Raw genomic sequence first — 13,355 nt, 5'->3', positions numbered from 1 at the left:
TGGCAAAGCCAGGCCGGTCAGGCAGCCTTCTTGGCTTTGACGCTCTTCTCGGTGACGACCGTCCCGCTCTTGCCGATAGCGGCCGTCTCGCTCTTGCCGATGACGCCCATAATGTCGGCTTCCTTCATGATCAGCAGGTCCTCGCCGTCGATCTTGACCTCGGTGCCCGACCATTTGCCGAACAGGATGAAGTCGCCGGCCTTGACGTCGAGCGGAACAAGCGCGCCGTTTTCGTCGCGTGCGCCCGGCCCAACGGCGATGACTTCGCCTTCCTGCGGCTTTTCCTTGGCATTGTCGGGAATGATGATGCCGCCCTTGGATTTGACATCGCCTTCGGCGCGCCGGATGACGACGCGGTCGTGGAGTGGCCGAAACTTCATGAGAACTTCTTTCTGGGGCCGGCATAGGCGACCGCGCCGTTCTTATAGGCGTGTTGGCACTCGATAGATAGGAGTGCCAAAAATTATTCGTGGCCAAAATTAAATATTAAAAAGTATTATGATGTCTGCAGGGTTCGAAACGTCGCGAGGCGCCTAGATATTTCAAAAAATTGAATTTCGAGGCAAAAGTGGCTATTTATATCGTAAGTTCGATTTCACAATTTCAGGCACGAAGGAGATTTAGGCGATGGCCGAAGGCAATCAGAGCATCATGGAAAAAGCTGAAGCCCGCTTCATGGACAAGCAGAAGAAGACGGCCGAGCGCAACAAGGCAACCTCCGACTACATGTCCGAAGCGAGGGCCAGGGAGATCAAGACGGCAAGGCTCAGGGAATTGCGCCTGGCCAAGGAAGAGGCCGACCGCGTCGCGGAAGCCTTGAACCCGACACCGAAGAAGAAGCGGGCTACCGTCAAGAAAGCCGCCGCCGCGCCGAAGGGGGGCACGTCATGAGCCTGACATTCCCCAATCCAAGCCGCTTCTATGACGAGGCCGGCAAGCGCATCCGCTTTGTCGGCCATGACGGCATGTTCCAGATTTCCTTCTCTGTCGCCGCCGATGCCCTCTCGAAGGCGCCATCAGGGACGGCGACCGCGGAAGCCACCTATCTGGCGGCCTTCGACACCGCGTCCAGCTCCATCCATGACATTGCCAGCAAGGCCTACGCCCGCACCCGCAAGAGCATTTATGTGCTCACAGCCGCGGATTTCGGCTAGCGCGCGTTCGTCTTGCATCAGAGCGGCTGAGATCAGCGTGCGTCAGGACTTGCGGTCGGCTTTTGCCCGCCGCTTGACGTCCCGGCTGTTCAGGCGGTCGGCCATCGCTTCCGCATCCCGCAAATTCATGGCCACCTTTACCTGTTGCTTAAGCTCGACAGGCTGGCCGGTGAAGATGTCGAAGATAGTCCAGCTCTCGGGCTCGTCCATGCGCAACGCGTAGCGGTTTGCCATATCGGCATCAGGCCCTTGACATGAAAAATGCCGCCGCCAGGATCAGGATTGTCCAGGCCACCACCGACAGCTTCAAGGCCAGGCCGCCATGCATTGAAAGTATCTCGCGCATGCGCAGGGCCACGGTCCTCTTCGACAGGGCGGGTGCTGCCGCAATCGCGACCGGGGGCTTGACGCCAAGCTTTCCAAAAGCCGGCAGCAGCGGTGGCGTTCGCATGAAATGACCTCGAATTGCCGGAGAAAACAGGGCTCCTCATAACACCCTTCTTGAAACTCCCCGCATGCCAAATAGAACCCGGTCCGTGAAAGGGCCATGCCGCCCGATTCGCCGCCTTCCATCAGGCGGATCGTCATCTGGCGAAATCCGTGCAACGCGGTTAGGTTGCGCGCGAAACTGAGGTTGTTCAAAGCGTGACAGGCGAACGGAGACGACGATGACGGCGCCCGGCGATTTGCTGCAAGCCTTGTTCATGAGATTGAAGAGCGATGCCTCGCTGACGGCGCTGCTCGGCGGCGCCGGGTTGCGCGAGCAGGCGGCCGACAGTGCCGCCTTCCCTTATGTGACCTATGGCAGGACCAGCGCATTCGATCTGGACACCGGCGCCGACAATGATGACGACCAGCTCATCACGCTGCATGTCTGGTCGAAGGCGCAAGGCGAGGCCGAGACGCGTCTGATTATGGACAGCATCCGGGCGCGCCTTGACGGCGCCGCTTTCGCCACCGGCTCGCGCGACCAGACCCGCCTGTCGCTGGAGTTCGCCGAGGCCCGCTACGACGAGGACCTGGCGCTCTACCACGGGGTGCTGCGGATACGCGCTCTCACCGAACAAAGTGATTGAAGCAACCTAGATCTGCGCCTGGATCTCGGCCTTGTCGATGACTGACCACACCTCGCGGATGCGACCCTCTCCGAATTCGTAGAAAACATTCTCAGCGAACGACACGCGCTTGCCGTTCACCGGCAGGCCGAACAGCACGCCCTTGGGATGACAGTCGAAATGCAGGCGCGCCGCCACGCGCGGCGGCTGGCAGACCAGCAGTTCGATGTTGAAGCGGAGGTCGGGAATCGCCTCGAAATCGCCTTCGAGCATACGGCGATAACCCGACAGGCCCAGCATTTCGCCATTGTGCTGCACCTCGTCGCCGACAAAGTCTCCAAGTTTCGCCCAGTCCTGGGCATTCAGGCAAGCGATATAGCCCCGGTAAAGGTCGGCAAGGTGTTTATCCGTCATGGCGCACTCCGATGATTTGACGTTTTCCCGCGCTATTTAGGGCGGCCCCAGAATGGTCTCGCCTTGACCTGTTCCCAATCTGGCTGCGAATTGAGAACCTGCGCGCAAACACCATAGCCGCGCAGCCGGTTTTCCGGTTATGAATCCATTGCCCGGTCTGAGGGACTGGGCGGTAGGATCGCATTCATTCGTTGCGCGCGCAGGGGGTATTGCGGGGATGGATTTTCACCCGTTCACCGTTCATTTCACGTTCAGCACAGTTGCGTTACAACGCCGACCATGAAAACGCTTCGCTCTCATGTCAGAACCGCGATACTGGCGCTCACAGCGGCCGGCCTGTTGGCGTCGCAAGCGACGCCGGCAGCCGCGGCGGATTGCTACGCGATCGGCCAGCAGGTTGCCGAGCAGAATGGCGGCACGCTGGCCAAGGCTTCGCAGACGACGCGTGGCGGCCAGGAGGTCTGCGTCATCGTCGTGCTTGTGCCGGGCAAGGACGGCCAGCGTCCGCGCCGCTCCGAGATCGTCGTCCCGGCGAACTGATCCAATCTTCCCCCTTGCAGGGTCGTTTCCCAGACCACCGGAATCGGCCTATAGCTGACCCATCAACAGGCCTGACCGATCATGCGCGTACTCGTCGTCGAAGATGACAAGGATCTCAACCGGCAACTGGCCGACGCGCTGGTCGATGCCGGCTATGTCGTCGACCGCTCCTATGACGGCGAGGAGGGGCATTTCCTCGGCGACACCGAGCCCTACGATGCCGTCGTGCTCGACATAGGCCTGCCGCAGATGGACGGCATCAGCGTCGTCGAGCGCTGGCGCCGCAACGGCCGCAAGATGCCGGTGCTGATCCTGACAGCGCGCGACCGCTGGAGCGACAAGGTGTCGGGCATCGATGCCGGCGCCGACGACTATGTCACCAAGCCGTTCCACATCGAGGAGGTGCTGGCCAGGGTGAGGGCGCTGATCCGCCGCGCCGCCGGCCATGCCTCGTCCGAGCTCACTTGCGGGCCGCTGCGCCTCGACACCAAGGCCTCCAAGGCCGATGTCAACGGGGTGCCGCTGAAGCTGACCTCGCATGAGTTCCGCCTGCTGGCGTATCTGATGCACCATATGGGCGAGGTGGTGTCGCGCACCGAGCTGGTCGAGCATCTCTACGACCAGGATTTCGACCGCGATTCCAACACCATCGAGGTCTTTGTCGGCCGGCTGCGCAAGAAGATGGGCATCGACATGATCGAAACCGTGCGCGGCATGGGCTATCGCATGCGTGAGCCGGAGGCGTAAGGCGGAACCGCTCCCCATACCAGCAAGGAAGCCTTTTTCGGCGCGGCTCTGGCCGCGCTCGCTGGCCTTCCGCGTCATCGGATTTTCCACGATCTGGGCGATCCTCACCCTGATCGTCATCTTCACTCTGATCACCACGCTCTACCGCCAGGCCAGCGAGCGCGGCTTCGACAGCCTGCTGTCGGCGCATCTGTTCAATCTGATCGGCTCGGTCGGCGTTTCCGAATCCGGCCAGCTCACCGGTGCTCCCGACCTTGGCGACCTGCGCTTCTCGGAGCCGAATTCGGGCTGGTACTGGTCGGTGGAGCCGGCTTCCGAAGGCGTGCACGGCAACCTTCATTCGTCCTCGATGACCACGACGATCCCGTCGCCGACCGTTGCCGAGGTGCCTTTCAATTCCAGTTTCCAGCGCAGCTATTCCACCGACGGCATCGGTGACGAGGAACTGCAAGTGTTCGAAAGCGAATTCGTCCTCGATGCCAAGAACCGCGCCGCGCGCTTCCGCGTAATGGGCAACAAGACCGAGCTCGAGCACGAGATCGCCACCTTCCAGGGCCGCCTGTTGACCTATCTCAGCCTGTTCGGCGTCGGCATGATCGCCATCAATGCGATCGCCATCCTGCTCGGCCTGCAGCCCTTGCGCCGGGTTCGCAACGCGCTTGCCCAGGTGCGCGAAGGCACGGCGCAACGGCTCGACGGCCAGTTTCCCGCCGAGATCGAGCCGCTCGCCAACGAGACCAATGCGCTGATCGAAAACAACAAGCGCATCGTCGAGCGCTCGCGTACGCAGGTCGGCAACCTTGCCCATTCGCTGAAGACGCCGCTCGCCGTGCTGATCAATGAGGGCCGGGCGCTCGGCGGCGCCAAGGGCCAGCTCATCGCCGACCAGGCGGCGTCGATGCAGAAGCAGGTCGACCATTATCTGCAGCGGGCTCGGGTCGCCGCGCAGCGCGACAGCGTCGTCTACCGCACGCCGGTGACCCCGCTGGTGCAGCGCATGGTGCGCGTGCTGCAAAAACTCAAGCCTGATGTCAGCCTGTCGCTTACGCTGCCGGCGGCCGACATCGTCTTTGCTGGCGAGCGCGAGGATTTGGAGGAACTGCTCGGCAACCTCCTCGACAATGCGATGAAATGGGCAAGGAGCACTGTTGCCGTATCCGTCACGCCGGCCGCAGCCGGCCTGTTCGAGCTATCGATCGAGGATGACGGTCCCGGCATCCCCGAGGACAAGGCCCGCGATGTCTTGAAACGCGGCCGGCGCCTCGACGAGACAAAGCCGGGAACCGGGCTCGGACTTGCCATCGTTGCCGACCTCGTCAACGAGTATGGCGGGGCACTGGCGCTGGAACGCTCCACGATGGGCGGGCTGAAGGCGGTTGTGCGCTTGCGGAGCTTGCAATGATGTACTGCCCAGGGCCAATCGACACGGCCGAATGCCTGTGTTATGGCGGCCCCTCGATTGCGCAAAAGCCGTTAAGAACGGCCAAATTTCCGACAAATATCAATAGTATGACGTCCTGACGCCCCCGATGACGCGGCCCCCAGCGCATCCCGTTCAAGAAAACCGGTTGTTGGCATGAAGATTCGCGTTGCGCTCGTTTCCGCACTGCTCGCTCTTTCCGGCTGCGGAACGCTGGGCAAGGGCAGTGGCCCGGATATCTCCATCACCAACCCGCCCGCGTCGCCTCCTTCAGGGGCCAAAGTCGCGACGACGATCATCTCGGCCATGGCCGGCGGGCTCGTCGGCGGATCGATCGGCAGCGGCCTGAACAGCACCGAGAAGCGCAAGGCGCTCGAGGCGGAATACAAGGCGCTCGAATATACGGCGAGCGGCCAGAAGGTGACGTGGAAGAGCGACAGTTCGGCTCATTCCGGCGAAGTCGTCGCGGCCCAGCCCTACCGCGTCGGCTCGCAGGATTGCCGCCAGTACACCCATACGGTGTTTACCGGCACGGCCGGCCAGACCGCGCGGGGCACCGCATGCCGCAACGCCGACGGCAGCTGGACGCCGCTGACCTGAACATTGGGCCGGGGTCGGAATCCCGTCAAAGCGTCGCAGCACCCTCATGTTGTGAGAGCAGGGCTCTCGCTCTATTGGAAGAACCATGCTGTTCTGGGTCATAGCCGCAATCCTCACGCTGGGCGCAAGCCTGACGGTGCTGCTGCCGCTGACCAGTGGCGGCAAGGACGCTCCGACCAGCAGCGACCACGACCTCGAAGTCTATCGCGACCAACTGGCCGAGCTTGAGCGTGACGCCGCGCGCGGGCTGATCCAGCCGGCGGAAGCCGAGGAGGCGCGCGCCGAAATCGCCCGCCGCATCCTTCGCCTGGGAGATGTTGGTCAAGCCAATGTCGGTCAAGCCGATGCGCCTGGCACGCGGCAGCCGTCAAAGGCGGCAAGGCTGGTGGCAACGGCTGCGGTACTGGCGGTCCCTCTGCTCAGCTGGGGCCTTTACAGCCAGCTCGGCTCGCCGGATCTGCCGTCGCAGCCGCTTGCCGAACGGCTGGCCAAGAATCCGGCCGATAGTTCGGTCGACGAGTTGGTGGCGCGCGCCGAGGCCCATCTTGCCGCCAACCCTGGCGATGGACGCGGCTGGGACGTGCTCGCCCCGATCTATCTGCGCCTGCAGCGCTTTCCCGATGCCGTGACCGCCTATCGCAATGCCATCCGCCTCGATGGCGACACGGCTGCCCGCGAGGCCGGTCTCGGCGAAGCGATCGCCAATGCGGCCGGCGGCATCGTTTCGGCCGATGCGCAATACGCTTTCGAACAGGCGCTAAAACTCGACCCGGGAAACGCGAAAGCCTCGTTCTATTTGGCGATGGCGCTGGCCCAGGAAGGCCACATACCCGAGGCAACCACGGCTTGGCAGAAAATGCTCGATTCCCTGCCGCAGGATTCGCCATGGCGCGGAGCTGTCCAACAGGCACTGGCCGAGGCCGCCAACCGCAGCGTCGCGTCAGGAGAGCCCGCCAAAGGCCCCGACGCCGCAGCCGTCGATGCCGCCTCGTCGATGGCGCCGCAGGACAGGCAGGCCATGATCGAAACCATGGTCGCCGGCCTCGACGAAAAATTGCGGCAAAATCCGCGCGACACGGAAGGATGGATGCGGCTCATTCGTTCCTATGTTGTGCTGGGCAAGGCCGACCAGGCGCGCGACGCGCTGCATCGCGGTATTGTCGTGTTTGGCGCCGACAGTGAGGAAGCGAAGAAATTCACCGCCTTTGCCGCCTCGCTCGGCCTGACGGCGACGGAGTAGGACATGACGCGCAAGCAGAAGCGATTGTCGGTTATTGTCGGAGGTCTTGCCTTCCTCGGCGCCGCCACCGGGCTGACCTTCTATGCGTTGGGCCAGAAGGCCTCCTATTTCTATATGCCCGCCGATCTGACCACCGCCAGCTTGCAGCCGGGACAGCGCATCAGGCTCGGCGGCCTCGTCGAAAAGGGCACGGTCGTGCGCGGGCAGGGCGCGACGGTTGCGTTCTCGGTCACCGACACGCACAAATCGGTCAAGGTCAGCTATACCGGCATCCTGCCCGATCTGTTCCGCGAGGAGCAGGGCGTCATCACCGAAGGCAGCTTTGGCGCCGACGGCGTTTTCGTCGCCGACAGCGTGCTGGCCAAGCATGACGAGCGCTACATGCCCAAGGAAGTCGCTGACGGGCTGAAGGCCAAGGGCGTGTGGCAAGAGAGCAAGAGCCAGTAATGGTTGAGACCGGACACTTCGCGCTCGTCCTCGCCTTTGTGCTGTCGCTGGTGCAGACGCTGGTGCCGCTGATCGGCGCCCGTACCGGCAACCAGAGGCTGATGGCTGTCGGCGGTCCCGTCACGGTCACCGGCTTCGCGCTCACGGCGCTATCGTTCGCAGCACTCGCCGGCGCCTATGCAAGTTCCGATTTCTCGGTGGCGAGCGTGTGGGAAAACTCGCATTCGCTGCAGCCGCTGATCTACAAGATCACCGGAACCTGGGGCAATCACGAAGGCTCGATGCTGCTCTGGGTGCTGATCCTGACCTTCTTCGGTGCGCTGGTCGCCGTCTTCGGCTCCAATTTGCCGGCGACGCTGCGCGCCAATGTGCTGGCCGTGCAAGGGGCGATCGGCGCCACCTTCTTCCTGTTCATCCTGGCGACATCCAATCCGTTCACCCGGCTCAATCCGGCGCCGATCGAGGGCCGCGATCTCAACCCGGTCCTGCAGGATCTTGGCCTCGCCATCCATCCGCCGCTGCTCTATCTCGGCTATGTCGGGTTCTCCATCTGCTTTTCCTTCTCGGTCGCCGCCCTCATCGAAGGCCGCATCGATGCCTCCTGGGCGCGCTGGGTGCGGCCGTGGACGCTGGTCGCCTGGATGTTCCTCACCGGCGGCATCGCGATGGGCTCCTACTGGGCCTACTACGAGCTCGGCTGGGGCGGCTTCTGGTTCTGGGATCCGGTCGAAAACGCCTCCTTTATGCCGTGGCTGGCCGGCACGGCTCTTCTGCATTCGGCGATCGTCATGGAGAAGCGTTCGGCGCTCAAGATCTGGACGCTGCTGCTTGCCATCCTCACCTTCTCGCTGTCGCTGCTCGGCACCTTCCTGGTGCGCTCCGGCGTGTTGACCTCGGTGCATGCTTTCGCCACCGATCCGACCCGCGGCATCTTCATCCTGTGCATTTTGACGCTGTTCATCGGCGGCTCGCTGGCCCTGTTTGCGCTGCGCGCCTCGCGGCTGACGGCCGGCGGCCTGTTCCACCCGATCTCGCGCGAAGGCGCGCTTGTCCTCAACAATCTGTTCCTGACCACGGCCACGGCCACCGTGCTGGTCGGCACGCTCTATCCGCTGGCGGTCGAAGCGCTTTCGGCCGGCAAGATCTCAGTCGGCCCCCCCTTCTTCAACCTGACATTCGGCCCGCTGATGGTGCCGCTGCTGGTCGTGGTTCCTTTCGGACCATTGCTCGCCTGGAAGCGCGGTGACCTCTATGCCGTCGCCCAGCGCCTGATGGCGGCTTTCGGCGCCGCTCTCCTGGCGATGCTGGTCACCGGGCTGTTCATCGACGGCGCGTCGGTGTTCGCCGCCCTTGGTGTCGGCCTCGCCTGCTGGCTGGTCTGCGGCGCGCTCACCGACCTCGCCGTCAAGTCCGGCTTTGGCAATGTGTCGCACGCCATCATGCTGCGCCGTTTCGCCGGCCTGCCGCGTTCGGTGTTCGGCACTGCACTTGCCCATTTCGGCCTCGGGCTGACGACGCTCGGCATTGTCGGCACGCTGTGCTTCGGCACCGAAAGGATACTGTCGATGCATGCCGGCGAGAGCGTCGAACTCTCCGGCCACACGCTGCGTTTCGACGGCCTCTTCCCGGCGCAGGGTCCGAACTACAGCGAGCAGCGCGGCCGCTTTTCCCTGATCGGCGCCGATGGCGGCGTTTCAGCCGAAATCACCTCGGCCAAGCGCTTCTTTCCGGTGCGGCAGACGACGACGACCGAATCCGGCATCGAGACGATCGGCTTCAGCCAGCTCTATCTGTCGCTGGGCGATGAAGGCACCGATGGATCCGTCGTGGTGCGCCTGTGGTGGAAGCCGCTGGTGACGCTGATCTGGGGCGGAGCTCTGGTGATGATGGCGGGAGCCGCAATGTCGCTGCTCGACCGTCGCCTGCGGGTTGGCGCACCCTCGCGCCGCCGCAAGCAGGCAGCCTCCATGCCGTCGGCAGGCGCGCCGTGAGCACCAGGTTCTCGTTGGCCTCGTTCACCCTGCTTCTGGCGCTGCTGTTTGCCGGCGCGGCGCAAGCGGTGAAACCGGACGAGGTTCTCACCGATCCGGCGCTCGAGGCGAGGGCGCGGCTACTGTCGGAAGGCCTGCGCTGCATGGTCTGCCAGAACCAGTCCATAGACGAATCCGATGCAGACCTCGCCCGCGACCTGCGCATCCTGGTGCGCCAGCGCCTGGTTGCCGGCGATACCGACCAGCAGGTGATGGACTATATCGTGTCGCGCTACGGCGAGTTCGTGCTGTTGAAGCCGCGCTTCAGCCCGCGCAACGCCTTGCTTTGGGGCACGCCGGTGCTTCTGCTTCTAGTCGGCGGCATTTACATTGTGCTGACCACACGCCCGCGCCGCTCGTTGGCAACCAAGGCGCTGAGCGCCGAGGAACAGGCGGCGCTGGACAAGATGCTGAGCGACTAGCTCGGCCATTCCTCCAAAGGCCAGTCCCGCGACGTGTGGATGGCGCGCAGGATAACAATGCTCTGACGGCCGGCGATCAGGCGCAATTCATAGGCAATGATGTAGGGCAGGCGGCCGATGGGCTTCTCATAAGTGCCTGTTACCCGGCCAGGTCGGCCCGTCGCCATATCACCAAGGCCCCGGCCCATTTCACGGATACGGTCCGCGAGGCGTCGGGCGGCGGCAGGATTGTCCTGAGCGATAAAGGCAACTTGCTGCGTGAGATCGTCCAGCGCTTCTCGCGACCAGGTGACGAACCGCTTCACGCCTTGCCTGCGCGCCTGGCTTTCGCTGCTTCGATCACCGCGTCGACCTCCGCCATGGCGTCGTCGTGGGGCACGACGCGGCCAGCCTCTGCGTCGGCCATGCCACGTTTTATGCCTTCGATGATATCCAGCTCGCGATCGACATAGGCTGAGACCGCCTCGGCGGCGAGGAACGATTTACTACGCCTGGTATCGGTAGCGATCTGCTCCAGCTTCAGCTTGGTCTCGGACGAGACTCGAATGGTCATGGTGGTGCTTGCTGTCATTGTGAAAGCCTTGTGCTGAGTTGTGTACACCATAGGGCAGCAGGCGAGCGCAACCAAGCGATTTGTGCGACCGCCCAACATTACAAAACTTTCATGCACCGGAAATGGCGCCGTAATGTGCGCCTCTCTATTTCTCTTGTCCGAGGATGCTCTGCCTGAGCCGCATCCAGTGAAAAGAGGATACGAGACCCATGACTATCGCCCCCAACCCATATTCCCGCACCCGCAAACGCCTGTTGGCCGCCGCCGCTTCGCTGGCCATTGCCGGCGGCATCGGTTTCGGCGCCGTTGCCACTGGTACAGCTCCCGTTCTGGCCGACGCCGTGCGGGTCGAAGCGCCCCAGGTGCCGGGCTTTGCCGATGTCGTCGAGCGCGTTTCGCCGGCCGTGGTCAGCGTCAAGGTCAAGGCCAAGATCGAGCCTGCCGCCGATGACGGCTCCGACCAGTCCGACGATCCGGACGGCATGAACAACCTGCCCGACAATCCGCAGCTGCGCCAGTTCTTCAAGCAATTCCGCGGCTTTGGTGATCAGAACGGCCATGACGGCGGCAATCGTCGCTTCAGCCACCGCGACCATAACAACGACCAGCCGCGTCCGGTGGCGCAGGGTTCTGGCTTCTTCATCTCCGATGACGGCTATCTCGTCACCAACAACCATGTCGTCGAGGAAGGCTCCGCCTTCACAGTGGTGATGAATGACGGCAAGGAGCTTGACGCCAAGCTGATCGGCACCGATCCGCGCACCGATCTGGCGGTGCTCAAGGTCGATGGCGTCGGCAAGTTCACCTATGTCGATTTCGCCGACGATTCCAAGGTTCGCGTCGGCGACTGGGTGGTGGCCGTCGGCAATCCGTTCGGCCTCGGCGGCACCGTCACCGCCGGCATCGTCTCGGCCCGTGGCCGTGATATCGGCGCCGGTCCCTATGATGACTTCATCCAGATAGACGCTTCGGTCAACCGCGGCAATTCGGGCGGCCCGACCTTCAACCTCAACGGCCAGGTCGTCGGCATCAACACCGCGATCTTCTCGCCGTCGGGCGGAAGCGTCGGCATCGCCTTCGACATTCCGGCCTCGACCGCCAAGCAGGTGGTGCAGGATCTGATGAAGAGCGGCTCGGTGCAGCGTGGCTGGCTCGGCGTCGAAATCCAGCCGGTTACATCGGACATCGCCGAATCGCTGGGCCTGAAGTCGCAGAACGGGGCTCTGGTTTCGGGCGCCCAGGACGGTGGCCCCGGCAAGAAGGCCGGCATCACCGCCGGTGACGTGATCACCCAGGTCGAAGGCAAGGACGTCGCATCGCCGAAGGAACTGGCTCGTCTGATCGGCGCCTACCCACCCGGCAAGTCGGTCGACGTCACGGTGTGGCGCGACGGCAAGAGCCAGACCATCAAGGTCGATCTCGGCACATTGCCATCCACTGACAAGCAGGCCTCGGCCGACCCGCAGCAGCCCGCGGCACCGGCAAAGCCCGCCGCGCTGGCCGATCTCGGCCTCACCGTCACCAAGTCGGAAAACGGCAAGGGCCTGGTGGTGACCGATGTCGATCCCGACAGCGATGCCGCCGACCGCGGCATCCAGCCCGGCGATGTCATCACCTCGGTCAATTCGACGGAGGTGAACGGCACCGAAGACGTCGCCAAGGCGATGGCCGATGCGGTCAAGTCCGGCCGCAAGGCGGTGCTGATGCAGATCACCCGCGACGATTCAAACCGCTTCGTCGCGCTGCCAGTCGCCAAAGGCTGACATCACACAGTTTCCAGTGCGGCGGTTTCAACACCCCCGAGCCGCCGCACGGGAAGCAAGGGGCCGAACGCGTTAGTCAGTCATCGTGTTCTGCCCCCGGCGGCAGCGGGCCCCCATCGCCCGCTGCCGCTCTAACATCGAAGCATGTCGCCCAAAAGTGCACGGCGGTTTTGGCAAAACGACATGCTTGAACGAAAGCTTTTGCGCTCATGGCGGCCCCTCAATCTTCCGGCGAAATCGCGTATAACGGCTCTATGAAGATTCTCGTCATAGAAGACGATCGCGAGGCGGCCGACTATATGCAGAAGGCCTTTGCCGAGGCTGGGCACACCGCCCATGTCGCCGGCGACGGCGAAACCGGCTTTGCGCTGGCCGATGCCGGCGACTATGACGTGATGGTCGTCGACCGCATGATGCCACGCCGCGACGGGCTCTCCGTCATTGCCGGCCTGCGCTCGCGCGGCAACACCACGCCGGTGCTGATCCTGTCGGCGCTGGGCGAAGTCGATGACCGCGTCACCGGTCTGCGCGCCGGCGGGGACGACTATCTGACCAAGCCCTATGCCTTTTCCGAATTGCTCGCCCGCGTCGAGGTGCTGAACCGCCGCGCCAGCGCCAGGGAGGCCGAAACCGTCTACCGGGTCGGCGATCTCGAGCTTGACCGGCTGTCCCATTCGGTCAAGCGCGCGGCGCGCGAGATCACGCTGCAGCCGCGCGAATTCCGCCTGCTCGAATATCTGATGCGCCATGCCGGCCAGGTGGTGACGCGCACCATGCTGCTCGAAAATGTCTGGGACTATCATTTCGATCCGCAGACCAACGTGATCGACGTTCACGTCTCGCGCCTGCGTGGCAAGATCGAGAAGGGTTTCGACAAGCCGATCCTGCATACGGTTCGCGGCGCCGGCTATATGCTGAAGAGCGGCTAGAGCATGATCCCAAAAAGTAGGTACCGGTTTTTGGAGAAGAT

The 13,355-nt window shown here is 63.4% G+C and carries 19 protein-coding genes; 13 read left to right on the top strand and 6 right to left on the bottom strand.

The genetic code is table 11. The annotated features are described in order from the left end of the window. Positions 1-17: 17 nt before the first annotated feature. On the bottom strand, positions 18-380 hold the full coding sequence (locus NKJ18_RS15635) for a co-chaperone GroES (RefSeq protein ID WP_023727642.1): 363 nt from the start codon (positions 378-380) through the stop codon (positions 18-20). Between the two features lie 247 nt (positions 381-627). Here NKJ18_RS15635 and NKJ18_RS15630 point away from each other — a divergent pair, with 247 nt between their 5' ends. Beyond that, entirely contained in the window at positions 628-891 is a 264-nt protein-coding gene (locus NKJ18_RS15630) for a hypothetical protein (RefSeq protein ID WP_023670169.1), read from the top strand. Next, entirely contained in the window at positions 888-1,154 is a 267-nt protein-coding gene (locus NKJ18_RS15625) for a DUF1488 family protein (protein ID WP_023670170.1), read from the top strand. Before NKJ18_RS15630 ends, NKJ18_RS15625 begins: the two co-directional genes overlap by 4 nt. Positions 1,155-1,196: 42 nt before the next feature. Here NKJ18_RS15625 and NKJ18_RS15620 read toward each other — a convergent pair whose 3' ends face one another. Further along, complete coding sequence (locus NKJ18_RS15620; protein WP_352758648.1) at positions 1,197-1,364, bottom strand: hypothetical protein; 168 nt, start codon at positions 1,362-1,364, stop codon at positions 1,197-1,199. A gap of 31 nt (positions 1,365-1,395) precedes the next feature. After that, entirely contained in the window at positions 1,396-1,605 is a 210-nt protein-coding gene (locus tag NKJ18_RS15615) for a hypothetical protein (protein ID WP_023670172.1), read from the bottom strand. 217 nt (positions 1,606-1,822) lie between these two features. On the opposite strand from NKJ18_RS15615, the gene NKJ18_RS15610 reads away from it, so the two are divergent. Further along, positions 1,823-2,230, top strand: a complete 408-nt coding sequence (locus NKJ18_RS15610) for a DUF3168 domain-containing protein (protein WP_023670173.1) — start codon at positions 1,823-1,825, stop codon at positions 2,228-2,230. Positions 2,231-2,236: 6 nt separating this feature from the next. On the opposite strand, the gene NKJ18_RS15605 is transcribed toward NKJ18_RS15610, so the two are convergent. Beyond that, positions 2,237-2,623 (bottom strand): ester cyclase, encoded by a 387-nt coding sequence (locus tag NKJ18_RS15605; RefSeq protein ID WP_023732030.1) that lies wholly within the window; start codon positions 2,621-2,623, stop codon positions 2,237-2,239. Between the two features lie 279 nt (positions 2,624-2,902). On the opposite strand from NKJ18_RS15605, the gene NKJ18_RS15600 reads away from it, so the two are divergent. The 8 genes from NKJ18_RS15600 to NKJ18_RS15565 all read left to right on the top strand — a co-directional run bounded on the left by NKJ18_RS15600 (position 2,903) and on the right by NKJ18_RS15565 (position 10,069). Continuing rightward, positions 2,903-3,163, top strand: a complete 261-nt coding sequence (locus NKJ18_RS15600; protein WP_023670174.1) for a hypothetical protein — start codon at positions 2,903-2,905, stop codon at positions 3,161-3,163. 81 nt (positions 3,164-3,244) lie between these two features. Continuing rightward, positions 3,245-3,910: a response regulator transcription factor gene (locus tag NKJ18_RS15595; protein ID WP_023670175.1), complete on the top strand. Its 666-nt coding sequence runs from the start codon at positions 3,245-3,247 to the stop codon at positions 3,908-3,910. Further along, complete coding sequence (locus NKJ18_RS15590) at positions 3,894-5,312, top strand: ATP-binding protein (RefSeq protein WP_352758646.1); 1,419 nt, start codon at positions 3,894-3,896, stop codon at positions 5,310-5,312. The genes NKJ18_RS15595 and NKJ18_RS15590 overlap by 17 nt, the downstream gene beginning before the upstream one ends. 174 nt (positions 5,313-5,486) lie before the next feature. Further along, positions 5,487-5,930, top strand: a complete 444-nt coding sequence (locus NKJ18_RS15585) for an RT0821/Lpp0805 family surface protein (RefSeq protein WP_023687241.1) — start codon at positions 5,487-5,489, stop codon at positions 5,928-5,930. 85 nt (positions 5,931-6,015) lie between these two features. Continuing rightward, complete coding sequence (ccmI, locus tag NKJ18_RS15580; RefSeq protein WP_352758643.1) at positions 6,016-7,170, top strand: c-type cytochrome biogenesis protein CcmI; 1,155 nt, start codon at positions 6,016-6,018, stop codon at positions 7,168-7,170. 3 nt (positions 7,171-7,173) lie between these two features. Further along, the gene (gene ccmE / locus NKJ18_RS15575) at positions 7,174-7,617 is read left to right on the top strand and encodes a cytochrome c maturation protein CcmE (protein WP_023670179.1); all 444 of its coding nucleotides are present in this window, start codon (positions 7,174-7,176) and stop codon (positions 7,615-7,617) included. Beyond that, on the top strand, positions 7,617-9,608 hold the full coding sequence (locus tag NKJ18_RS15570) for a heme lyase CcmF/NrfE family subunit (RefSeq protein ID WP_023743736.1): 1,992 nt from the start codon (positions 7,617-7,619) through the stop codon (positions 9,606-9,608). Before ccmE ends, NKJ18_RS15570 begins: the two co-directional genes overlap by 1 nt. Beyond that, positions 9,605-10,069: a cytochrome c-type biogenesis protein gene (locus NKJ18_RS15565; RefSeq protein WP_023743737.1), complete on the top strand. Its 465-nt coding sequence runs from the start codon at positions 9,605-9,607 to the stop codon at positions 10,067-10,069. The genes NKJ18_RS15570 and NKJ18_RS15565 overlap by 4 nt, the downstream gene beginning before the upstream one ends. Here NKJ18_RS15565 and NKJ18_RS15560 read toward each other — a convergent pair. Together NKJ18_RS15560 and NKJ18_RS15555 are read right to left on the bottom strand one after the other, a co-directional pair. Further along, positions 10,066-10,374 (bottom strand): type II toxin-antitoxin system RelE/ParE family toxin, encoded by a 309-nt coding sequence (locus NKJ18_RS15560; RefSeq protein WP_023670182.1) that lies wholly within the window; start codon positions 10,372-10,374, stop codon positions 10,066-10,068. The genes NKJ18_RS15565 and NKJ18_RS15560 overlap by 4 nt on opposite strands. Beyond that, positions 10,371-10,640: a CopG family ribbon-helix-helix protein gene (locus tag NKJ18_RS15555; protein WP_023670183.1), complete on the bottom strand. Its 270-nt coding sequence runs from the start codon at positions 10,638-10,640 to the stop codon at positions 10,371-10,373. The genes NKJ18_RS15560 and NKJ18_RS15555 overlap by 4 nt, the downstream gene beginning before the upstream one ends. A gap of 191 nt (positions 10,641-10,831) precedes the next feature. Between NKJ18_RS15555 and NKJ18_RS15550 the strand changes: the two genes are divergently transcribed. Then, entirely contained in the window at positions 10,832-12,385 is a 1,554-nt protein-coding gene (locus NKJ18_RS15550; RefSeq protein WP_023752740.1) for a Do family serine endopeptidase, read from the top strand. Positions 12,386-12,639: 254 nt separating this feature from the next. Continuing rightward, the gene (locus NKJ18_RS15545; RefSeq protein ID WP_023670185.1) at positions 12,640-13,314 is read left to right on the top strand and encodes a response regulator transcription factor; all 675 of its coding nucleotides are present in this window, start codon (positions 12,640-12,642) and stop codon (positions 13,312-13,314) included. Positions 13,315-13,355: the final 41 nt, after the last annotated feature.

The organism is Mesorhizobium sp. M0217, from assembly GCF_040321955.1.
In the GTDB taxonomy this organism is placed as follows: domain Bacteria; phylum Pseudomonadota; class Alphaproteobacteria; order Rhizobiales; family Rhizobiaceae; genus Mesorhizobium.
Note: the sequence above shows the minus strand (reverse complement) of the source record. Positions and strands in the feature narration are given on the sequence as shown.